8 protein-coding genes and 1 riboswitch are annotated in these 11178 nt (G+C 35.8%); of the genes, 4 read left to right on the plus strand and 4 right to left on the minus strand.

What is annotated here, in order from left to right:
• Positions 1 to 360 precede the first annotated feature (360 nt).
• The 3 genes from DN394_RS12165 to rlmD all read right to left on the minus strand — a co-directional run bounded on the left by DN394_RS12165 (position 361) and on the right by rlmD (position 5082).
• On the minus strand, positions 361 to 2373 hold the full coding sequence (locus DN394_RS12165) for a GAF domain-containing sensor histidine kinase (protein WP_097917482.1): 2013 nt from the start codon (positions 2371 to 2373) through the stop codon (positions 361 to 363).
• A gap of 182 nt (positions 2374 to 2555) precedes the next feature.
• Positions 2556 to 3545, minus strand: coding sequence for a tRNA dihydrouridine synthase (locus DN394_RS12170; RefSeq protein WP_097917483.1), 990 nt, complete (start codon positions 3543 to 3545; stop codon positions 2556 to 2558).
• Positions 3546 to 3705: 160 nt separating this feature from the next.
• Positions 3706 to 5082, minus strand: coding sequence for a 23S rRNA (uracil(1939)-C(5))-methyltransferase RlmD (gene rlmD / locus DN394_RS12175; protein WP_000105045.1), 1377 nt, complete (start codon positions 5080 to 5082; stop codon positions 3706 to 3708).
• A 121-nt stretch (positions 5083 to 5203) separates the two neighbouring features.
• Positions 5204 to 5305: riboswitch (purine riboswitch) on the plus strand.
• 202 nt (positions 5306 to 5507) lie between these two features.
• Between rlmD and DN394_RS12180 the strand changes: the two genes are divergently transcribed.
• The 4 genes from DN394_RS12180 (at position 5508) to DN394_RS12195 (ending at position 10776) form a co-directional block, all read left to right on the plus strand.
• Positions 5508 to 6704, plus strand: coding sequence for a NupC/NupG family nucleoside CNT transporter (locus DN394_RS12180; protein ID WP_001200509.1), 1197 nt, complete (start codon positions 5508 to 5510; stop codon positions 6702 to 6704).
• Positions 6705 to 6984: 280 nt separating this feature from the next.
• Positions 6985 to 8088, plus strand: a complete 1104-nt coding sequence (locus DN394_RS12185; protein ID WP_149293829.1) for a polysaccharide deacetylase family protein — start codon at positions 6985 to 6987, stop codon at positions 8086 to 8088.
• A gap of 259 nt (positions 8089 to 8347) precedes the next feature.
• Entirely contained in the window at positions 8348 to 9430 is a 1083-nt protein-coding gene (locus DN394_RS12190; RefSeq protein WP_149293830.1) for a polysaccharide deacetylase family protein, read from the plus strand.
• A gap of 116 nt (positions 9431 to 9546) precedes the next feature.
• Complete coding sequence (locus DN394_RS12195; RefSeq protein ID WP_149293831.1) at positions 9547 to 10776, plus strand: aminopeptidase; 1230 nt, start codon at positions 9547 to 9549, stop codon at positions 10774 to 10776.
• Positions 10777 to 10816: 40 nt separating this feature from the next.
• Here the strand turns inward: DN394_RS12195 and DN394_RS12200 are convergent, their stop codons facing one another.
• The gene (locus DN394_RS12200; RefSeq protein WP_000263259.1) at positions 10817 to 11140 is read right to left on the minus strand and encodes a DMT family transporter; all 324 of its coding nucleotides are present in this window, start codon (positions 11138 to 11140) and stop codon (positions 10817 to 10819) included.
• Positions 11141 to 11178: the final 38 nt, after the last annotated feature.

The raw sequence follows: 11178 nt of genomic DNA on the forward strand, positions 1-11178 counted from the left end.
TTAAGAGATACTTCTAATAACGAATTTATTGTATTAGAAATTAAGAAAGGTCCTATCGATAGAAACGCCTTCAATCAAATACTGTAAAAAGTATTTTAGTTGGTAGTGGGATAGCTCCTTCCTTTGAGGGTGATATTAATAAAGCAAAAAAGGATGGGGATTTACTATTAATTAACACACTAAAAAATGGACTAATCTGATATAGGTTAGTCCATTTCTTTTTATGCAACTCTAATTTAGTAGGCAACTCAAACGTAAATGTTACGCAAAATTCAGGTGAAATAGATTGATTATGTTTACTTAGGTTTTACTTTTTATTTGTGGTACGGTTCACCGTAACTAATCTAAATAAGATTATTTTTAATTATTTTCATAATTAAATTTAACAAAAAAGATAGTGCCTTCCGATCCTGTTTGAATTTCTATTTTTGCATTATGACGGGCAGCAATGGCATAACATATGCCTAATCCCAATCCAGTTCCATTATCTTTGGTCGTGTAAAATGGAGTACCCAGTTTCTCTAATACTTCAGGCCTGATACCTTTCCCTTGATCCCGCACTGCAAGCACCACACAATTTCGCCCTTCCTTATAGGTGCTAATTGTTAGAGTTTTCCCTGTGCTCATCGCCTCTAAGCCATTACGGTATAGGTTCATTAATAATTGCCGTATCTCATTACGATTTAAAAGTAGTTCCGGGATGTCAGTTGCATCGACTTGAATATATTTATTTTGATTATGCGTATCTATCTTTATTAAAGGAATAATATCGTGGATAATTGCATTTAAATCTAACATCTGCAAATCTGATTTCTTTGTATTACCTATTGAGAGAAATTCAGTAATAATAGAATTGGCACGGTCAAGTTCTTCAATCATTAAATTAAAGTGCTTATTATGTTTCTCATAGGTGGGCTCTTCTTTTAATAACTGCAAAAATCCTCGTACTGTTGTCATTGGATTTCTAATCTCATGGCTGATACCCGCTGCCATTTGCCCTATTAAATCTATGTTTGATAACCTTTTCAATTCCTGCTCATATTGCTTTTTTTCCGTTATGTTTTTAAAAATACAACAAATGCCATCATCATACGGGTATGCAATAACTTCGTGCCAATATTCATCAGAGGCAGAAAAAAATTCAAAATAAACTGTAGTTCGCTCTGACATTGCACGATGAAGTTCCTTATACATAACTTCGTCAATGCTACTCGGGAAAATCTCCCATATATTCTTGCCTAATACATCTTTTGCTGTTTTTCTTTGTGGAAAATATTGATGCTTATTTACGTACGTAAATTCCCATGTATTATTCAAAGTAAAAAATCCATCCGTAATACTTTCAATCACACTTGTAACCTTTTCATTAGCAACAGCTAGTTCTCTCGTTCGCTCTTCCACCATGCTTTCAAGTCGATCCATATATAACAAGTTGGAAAACGTAGGTGCTGTGGCATCAACGATAGATTTTGCCAGTTGCATTTGGGAATTATCATAATTGTGAGCTTTTCCCTCTTTGCCAACGACGATTATCCCTAATACTTCTCCCATTGAAACCAATGGAATCATCAGTAGACCCTTACTATCTATATTTTTTGTTTGAATAACCTCTTGGATCTTGGCTTCATAGCTTTTCTCCATCCAATCCGCTTCTGTCCAATCACAGTCCTTGCTTAACTTCGTTGTTTTAATCGTTGTTTTATCTAGCGGGTCTAAAAGGTGGGCAGCCATGTTTTTACTCTCTAAAATCTGTCCTAAGTAAAGAAAACATTTATCAAAACTCTCCTGTATCGAGGAACACATTGATAAATCACGGGTAACATTTAGTAACAGCTGCTTCTCGGCAATAAGGTTTTCCTTTTGTGTTAAATTATTTGCGTTTTGAATTGCGACCGCAGCCATATTTACATAAGCTTCAACACTTTGAATTTCTGAATTTGTTAAGTTCATTGGAATTCCATAATCAAATAAAAAAACCAGACCAAATAACTCTTGCCCAAATGAGATAGGTAGAGCTAATAAGGACTTAATTTTGAACGCAGCAGCTGGTCTCGAATCCGGCCGATGATCCTTTGATGTATCAGGGATATAAATGGTTTTTTTTGTTTCAATAACTTCTTTTGCCAGTAAGTCTATTTCAGGATCAATTACCTGAGTATCGAGCGTTACGCCATTTATTGTCTCTGGTTTTCCTGCAAACCCTCTAAATGTTCCATCTTCCTGGGGTAAATAGATTCCAACAGCGTTGCACTTAACAATCTCCTCTGATATCGCCATTGTTACACGCTGCAATACTTCACGTAGTTCTAATTTTGTATTTATTATTTTTGTTATATTCGCGAGCCTAGAATATCTCGCCTGATCACTTAACATTCACATGGCCTCCAATTATAGGCATAATAAAATAAACATGATACTATCATTGAAAATCAAGACCAACCTACCATTTTCACTTTTCTCCTGTATTCTTTTCTTACCCTTTTTTACATATAATACCTCACTTACTTATGGTACGGTTCACCTTAATTAAAATGAAACAGTGTAACTTTCAAAAGTTACACTGTTTCACTACCTTCTACCACATTAACACTCGCCTCAAACTTATCAAGCAATGCACGCACTTCATTCGTTGATTTCGTACTCATCAATTGATTTCTTAGTTCAGCAGCTCCAGGGAAGCCTTTTACATAAATTTTGAAGAAGCGATGTAGTCCTGTGATAGAGCGTGGTAATACTTCTGCATATTGATCTTGAAGATCGAGTTGTAGTCTTAAAAGATCTAAATGTTCTTTACTGCTATGCTCTCTTGGCTCTTTTTCGAAAGCAAATGGATTTTTAAAGATACCTCGTCCGATCATAACACCATCAATGCCGTATTTTTCAGCAAGTTCCAGTCCAGTTTGACGGTCAGGAATGTCTCCGTTGATTGTTATTAGCGTATTTGGTGCAATACGATCACGCAATTTTTTAATTTCCGGAATTAGTTCCCAGTGTGCATCGACTTGGCTCATTTCTTCTCTTGTACGTAAGTGAATAGAAAGGTTTGCGATATCTTGTTTGAAAATATGCGTTAACCACTCTTCCCATTCGCTTAACTCTTTAAAGCCCAGTCGTGTTTTTACGCTGACAGGTAGTCCGCCTGCTTTTGCTGCTTGAATAAGTTCTGCCGCAACGTCTGGACGTAGAATAAGACCACTACCTTTTCCTCTTGATGCTACGTTCGGTACAGGGCAACCCATGTTAATATCGATGCCTTTAAATCCTAACTCTGCCATACCAATACTCATTTGACGGAAATATTCAGGATTATCTCCCCAAATATGCGCCACGATCGGTTGTTCATCTTCTGTAAAAATTAAACGGCCACGTACACTTTTCATACCTTCTGGATGACAATAGCTATCCGAGTTTGTGAACTCTGTGAAGAATACGTCTGGGCGACCTGCCTCACTTACTACGTGACGGAAAACAACGTCTGTCACATCTTCCATTGGTGCAAGTACGAAAAATGGTCGTGGTAAATCACTCCAAAAATTATCTATCATTTCAAATTCAAATCCTCTCAATATGAATGCAATTTCAAACTCTCAATTTATAATTTATGAAAATCAGCAATATTTATTTTAACTAAAATCGCTTATAAATGGTATTTTTGTAAACCAAAAAGCAGATGGTATAGATTCTCCTATATCAACTGCTTTCCTATTATACCAACTTAAGCCAAGCTACACACTCCACATGAGTCGTATGCGGGAACATATCAACAGGTTGTACTTCCTGCGTTTTATATCCACCTTCTTCTAGTACTTTTAAGTCACGTGCTAATGTTGCTGGGTTACATGATACGTATACGACGCGTTTTGGTTTCATGTCGATGATTGTGTTTAGTAGTGCATCATCACAACCTTTACGCGGTGGATCTACGACCATTGTGTCGGCGATTATGCCTTCTTTGTACCATTTTGGAATAACTACTTCTGCTTCTCCTACGCCAAACTCAGCGTTTGTCATGTTGTTTAATGCTGCGTTTCGGTTTGCGTCTTCGATTGCTTCTGGGACGATTTCAACGCCGTACACTTTTTTCGCTTTTTGCGCTAGGAATAAGGAGATTGATCCAATTCCGCAATAGGCATCAATTACTGTTTCGTTGCCATCTAGTTTTGCGTATTCTAACGTTTTATCGTATAGCACTTTCGTTTGTTCTGGGTTTACTTGATAAAATGAACGTGCTGAAATTGCAAATTTAATGTCACCGATAAAGTCATAAATGTATTCTGATCCGTACAGTACTGTCGTTGTGTCTCCGAAGATTACGTTTGTACGTTTCGTGTTTACGTTTTGAACAATCGATTTTACTTCTGGGAATTTCGCAGCAATTTCTTCAATTATTGCTTTTTTGTTTGGTAATTCTGCTGTACGAGTAATGAAGACAAGCATAATTTCCCCTGTTACTTGTCCGTAACGAGCCATTACATGGCGAAGTGTTCCTTTATTACGCTCTTCGTTGTATGCCGAAATACCATGTTTTTCACAAATACGTTTTACTTCCTGGATTAATGTATCGTTTTCTTCTGCCTGAATTAAACATGATTCCATATTAATAATGTCATGTGTTCCTTGGCGATAGAAACCAGCTACAAGTCCACCTTCACGTTCTCCAATTGGTACTTGTGCTTTGTTACGGTATACCCATGGGTTCTTCATACCAAGTACAGGGTGCACAGGAACATCGCTTAATCCGCCAATGCGCTGCATAACGTCACGTACTTGTTTTTCTTTCGCTTGTAATTGTCCTTCATATGTTAAGTGCTGAAGCTGACAACCGCCGCACTGATTGTACACTGGGCATTCTGCATCTTTACGATATGGGCTCTCTGTATGAAGCTTCATTAAACGACCGAATGCGAAGTTTTTCTTCACTTTAATAATTTTAATTTGTGCTTCTTCACCTGGTAATCCGTTTTTAACGAAAATAGGATAGCCCTTTACTTTCGCAACACCGGCACCATCATGTGTTAAATCTTCAAATACTACATCTATAAACTCATTTTTCTCAACTGGTGGCGTCATTTTTGTACTCATTTTCCGACCTCTCTTTTTCATAACACTGCGTTACATTTTATCATACTTATATGGTCTATTTCTATCGGAAGAAAAAAAGCTATTGACGATAGTTCTCTGTTAATGTTACGCTACTACTAATTTAATACGGACGATGTTACCTCATATATATTCGATAATATGGATCGAGAGTTTCTACCCAGCAACCTTAAATTGCTGGACTATGGGGAAAACTAATGAATATTAGCCTATGTGCAAAAAAGGACTCATATTGATTAGCTTTCTCTCATAGATGAAAGTGAATCCATATGGGTCTTTTTTTATTTTTATTTTTCTAAAAGGTCAGACATCTTACGTATGACATAAAACCTCTTTGTTTTATTTTTAGTAATATAACGAGCGTTTTATGTACAAACTTTATACGAACTTCTGAAAGGGGCAACTACATGCAATATGTAATGAGCATTATCGGTATTCTTGTCGTTTTAGGTCTATGCTTTGCTTTGTCAAACAATAGAAGTAAAATCAACTTCCGTGCAATTGCTATTATGATTGGTTTTCAAATTTTAATCGGTTGGTTTATGTTTGGCACAAAGATTGGTCAACAAATCATTATTTTCATTGGTAAAGTTTTCAACAAACTAATTAAACTTGGTACGACAGGTGTCGATTTTCTCTTTAATGGAATTCAAAGAGATTTTGTCTTTTTCTTAAACGTACTATTAATTATCGTATTTTTCTCAGCACTACTTTCTATCTTTAGTTATTTAGGTGTTTTACCATTCATCGTTCGCGTTGTCGGCGGTGCAATTTCAAAAATTACTGGTTTACCACGCGTTGAGTCATTCCACGCAGTAAACTCTGTATTCTTCGGTTCAAGTGAAGCGTTAATCGTTATTAAAAACGATTTACAGCATTTTAACAAAAACCGTATGTTTATCATTTGTTGTTCTGCAATGAGTTCCGTTTCTGCTTCTGTTACAGCATCATACGTAATGATGTTAGATGCGAAATATGTACTAGCAGCTCTTCCGCTAAACTTATTCTCAAGCTTGATCGTTTGTTCGCTATTAACACCAGTTGATACGAAGAAAGAAGATGAAGTGATTCAAAAATTTGATAGAACTTTATTCGGTGACAGCTTTATCGGTGCAATGATTAACGGTGCGCTTGATGGTTTAAAAGTAGCTGGTATCGTTGCCGCATTAATGATTGCCTTCATCGGTGTGATGGAAGTTGTAAACTACGTAATTAGCGCAGCTTCAGGTGCAATGGGATATGCTGTTACTTTACAACAAATTTTCGGTTATATACTTTCTCCATTCGCATTCTTAATGGGTATTCCAACTCAAGATATTATCCCAGCTGGTGGTATTATGGGTACGAAGATTGTATTAAACGAGTTTGTAGCAATCCTTGATTTAAAAGATGTTGCATCAACATTATCTCCACGTACAGTCGGAATCGTTACAGTATTCTTAATTAGCTTCGCAAGTATTAGCCAAATTGGTGCGATTGTTGGTACAATCCGTGCCCTTTCTGAAAAACAAGGAAGCATCGTTTCTAAATTTGGTTGGAAAATGTTATTTGCATCAACACTTGCTTCTATTTTATCTGCAACAATCGCTGGATTGTTTATTTAATAAAAAACTCCACCTTACTTCTCCTTTTCCAAAAGGAAATTTAGGTGGAGTTTTTTACTTTCTTCTATATGTATTTTTATGTAAACCTCACCAGAAAAATATAAGTTATCATTTCCGATTTATTCCAAAAATGTATTCCCCTATATATTCTATAGTGATATGATGTACAAGGGTATAATTCAAATTTTTAAAATCGAAAATTTGAATTAGTGTCACTTATACGAATGATAATTTCAAGAAATAAGTGATGATAATTAAAACACAATAGAAGGATGATAGAATGAAAAAATATACATATATCGCTTTACTTTCTTCTGCTATTCTCGTAGGTTGTAACACTAGTAGCACTAGTGATAAACAAATAAAAGAAGCAACGGCGAAACAAACAGTTGAACAAAAAAAAGCGAAAGCGGTTGAACTGCCTTTAACACAAGGGATTATTACATGGGATCCGTATGAATATAACGCACAAAACACCACGCTTTATACAAAGGATTTAAGAGATTCATTCACACAAGTACGTTACAATATTTGGCGTACTGCTGATGGTCCTGAAAGCAAACAAACTTTTACTTCACAAGAAAAAGAACGTGACTTTGCCCTCCCACTACATTTAAAATCATTTCATTTAAAACGTGGCGAATTCCAAATTGAAACAGTAGGAATCAAAGAAGATCATACTGAAACAAATCTAGTAACATCTAAAATTACCTTCCAGCAAAGTGTACCCGTATTAATGTACCATGCAATTGAAAAATACCCTGGACCAAGTGATGGGGATTACGGTTTATACGTACCACCTAAGCAATTCGAAAAACATATGCAATATTTAAAAGATAACGGTTATACGATGCTTACATTTGAACGTTGGAATGATATAAATCGTGTAAATAAACCTGTTTTTGTAACGATGGATGATGGTCGAAAAAATAATATGAACGCTCTTCATATTTTACAAAAATTAAAGGATGATAGATTTCAACCTACAGCTACTGAATTTCTTACTGCAAATGAGATAGACAAACCAAATCGTCTATCAACAGATGAGATAAAACAAATGATGGATTCAGGCATTTTTTCTATTCAATCGCATACTGCCAATCATACGATGATGGCTTATTCTAGTAATTATGATGAGGAATTACGTAGTTCGAAAGAAAAAATCGAAGCCCTTACTGGTAAAAAGGTCATCGCTCTCGCCTATCCAGTAGGTTCTTATAATGACCTAGCTGTTCAAGAAACAAAAAAACATTATGAGTTCGCAGTAACTACTGATCACGGTAATCACATTACAAAAGGGATGCCAAACGAACAGTACTTAATTAAACGCCACTTTGTAGGGCCTAATACATCAATGGAAAAATTCATATCTCTTATAAAGTAAAACTTTAATCAGTGGGGGTTTTGTTCACCCCCACTGATTATTAGCCCTCACCAATCGAGCTTTTATGGGCTGTTGATTCCCCCCACCTAACCTCTTTGCTTTTGCTGAATTCTGAGGTGGGGTCTTACTGCCCACAAATAGCGGGATAAAGTAAACTTTACTAAAATGATATGATGAACAAGGGTATGTCCCCACCTCTCTTACAGCGGTGGGGATTTTAAATACGTATGCAACATAATACACAATAGAAGGTGATTTTATGAGAAAATACGCAGCAATTGCTTTATGTACGTCTGCCATTCTAGCAGGTTGTAATACTAGCAATGTAAGTCAAGAGCCTAAAAAAGAGAAAAATGTTCAAGAGACTAAGAAACAAGAAGTGACCGTACAAGAACAAGGTAAAATTTCTTATCATCCAATTACACAAGAATCTACAAACACTACTATTCATATGACAGATATAAAGGATACTTTAAGTGAGGTACAATATAAAATTTGGCGCACAGCTGATGGGAAGGAAAGTGCTAAATCTTTTTCTTCTAAAGAAAAGGAGCAACAATTTACACTTCCTTTTGACATAAAAGAATTTGAAGGAAAACGCGGTGAGTTTCAAATTGAAGCAATAGGAATGAAAGAAGATGGGAAAAACATTCCACTCACAAAATCTACTATTACTTTCGAGCAAAAGGTTCCCGTTCTTATGTACCATGCAATCGATGATTATCATGGACAAGGCATTAAAGATTTATTCGTATCACCTGCTAATTTTGAAGCCCAAATGAAATATTTAAAGGACAACAGCTATACATTACTAACTTTTGAACGTTGGGGCGATATTAATAAAGTAAATAAACCTATCTTTGTTACATTTGATGACGGTATGAAAAATAATATGAATGCATTTCATGTTTTACAAAAACTAAAAGACGATACGTTTAAACCTACAGCAACAGAATATATGATTGTTGATAACGTTGATGTAGAAGGATCACTTTCTACATCTGACATAAAAGAAATGGTTGATTCCGGCATTTTCTCTATGCAATCTCATACTGCAACACATGCAGACTTGCCGAAAATTACAAACTATGAAGAAGAATTAAAAGAATCAAAGGAAAAGCTAGAGAAAATAACAGGTAAGCCTGTTATTGCAGTTGCTTATCCATTCGGTCATGTGGATGATAAAGTTGTTGCAGAAACGAAGAAATATTATCAATTTGCGACGACAACAAAATCTGGAAAGTTCATTACGAAAGGTGAAACCGATGAGTTGTTAAAAATGAAGCGTGTTCGCATACACAATTCGACGACTGTAGAACAATTTGCTTCTTCGATTAAATAACAATGAGAGCTCAATATATTTTGAGCTCTCTTTTTACGCTATATTTATATATATTTTTTGAATTTTCTTGTATTATATATAGTAAGAAATCTTTCAAATTAAAGGAGATTATACATATGTCATTTGAACAAACGTTAGAGAAATATGCTGCTCTTGCAGTCAATGTTGGTGTTAATATTCAACCAGGACAAACATTATCAATTAGTGCACCTCTTGAAGCTGTACAATTTGTGCGCCTCGTTACAGAAAAAGCATATAAATCTGGTGCAAAACACGTATATGTGGACTGGAATGATGAGACGTTAACACGCTTAAAGTTCGACCTAGCTCCTGAAGAAGCATTCGCTGAGTTCCCATCTTGGAAAGCACACGCTCGTGAAGAATTAGCAAAAGAAGGTGCTGCATTTATGTCTATTTATTCAGAAAACCCTGATTTATTAAAAGGTGTAGAATCAACGCGTATCGCAACAGCTCATAAAGTAGCTGGTGAAGCAATGAAAGTATACCGTGATTACGTACAAGCTGATAAAGTAAGCTGGTGTGTCATTTCTGTTCCTACGAAAGAATGGGCTGCGAAAGTATTCCCTGACGTTGCACCAGAAGAACAAGAAGCAAAACTATGGGATGCTATTTTCAAAGCTACTCGTGCGGATTTAGAAAATCCTGTGGAAGCATGGAAAGAACACGATGAAACGTTACATACAAAAGTTGATTATTTAAACGAAAAGCATTATAAAGCCCTTCACTATACAGCTCCTGGAACAGATTTAACGATCGAACTTCCAGAAAAGCATGTATGGGCTGGTGCTGGTAGCTTAAATGAAAAGAACGTACCATTTATGGCGAACATTCCAACTGAAGAAGTATTTACAATGCCACTTAAAACAGGTGTAAACGGCCAAGTATCTAGCACAAAACCGTTAGCATTTGCAGGTAATATTATCGATAACTTCACGTTAACATTTGAGAACGGACGTATCGTAGATTATAAAGCTGAAACTGGTGAAGAGGCTTTAAAACATTTAGTAGAAACAGATGAAGGTTCTCACTTCTTAGGAGAAGTAGCTTTAGTACCTCATGATTCACCAATTTCAAACACAAATGTTTTATTCTACAATACGCTGTTTGATGAAAACGCATCTTGCCACCTTGCAATCGGAAGTGCTTATGCTTTCAACTTAGTTGGCGGAAAAACAATGTCTAAAGAAGAACTTGCCGAAAACGGAGCAAACAATAGTATTACACATAACGACTTCATGATTGGATCAGCTGAGCTTGATATCGACGGCATTACAGCTGACGGAAGACATGAACCTATCTTCCGTAAAGGTAACTGGGCATTTTAATACAAACAAAAGGCTATCTTCCACACCGGAAGATAGCCTTTTATGATGCCGATGAAACCTTAAGCCCAATTACTCCTAAAACAATAAAAAGAATACAAAATGCTTGGAATAAGTTAATGTGCTCTTTGAAGAAATACACGCTAATGATTGTAATAAGTAATGTTCCTACACCAGACCAAATCGCATAAGCAATACTTAAATGAATTTTTTTGACAACGATAGCAAATACGCTGAAACAAATTCCATAAAATACGAAAATAAGTACACTTGGAACAAGCTTTGTTAAACCATTTGATAGTTTCATCGCAATTGTTCCAGCTACTTCAAAAATAATTGTAACAAGTAATAATAACCAATATACCATACTAGAATCTCCTTCTCTGTTACCTTATAGAGATTCTA

It is taken from the genome of Bacillus sp. BB081 (assembly GCF_008368895.1).
In the GTDB taxonomy this organism is placed as follows: domain Bacteria; phylum Bacillota; class Bacilli; order Bacillales; family Bacillaceae_G; genus Bacillus_A; species Bacillus_A wiedmannii.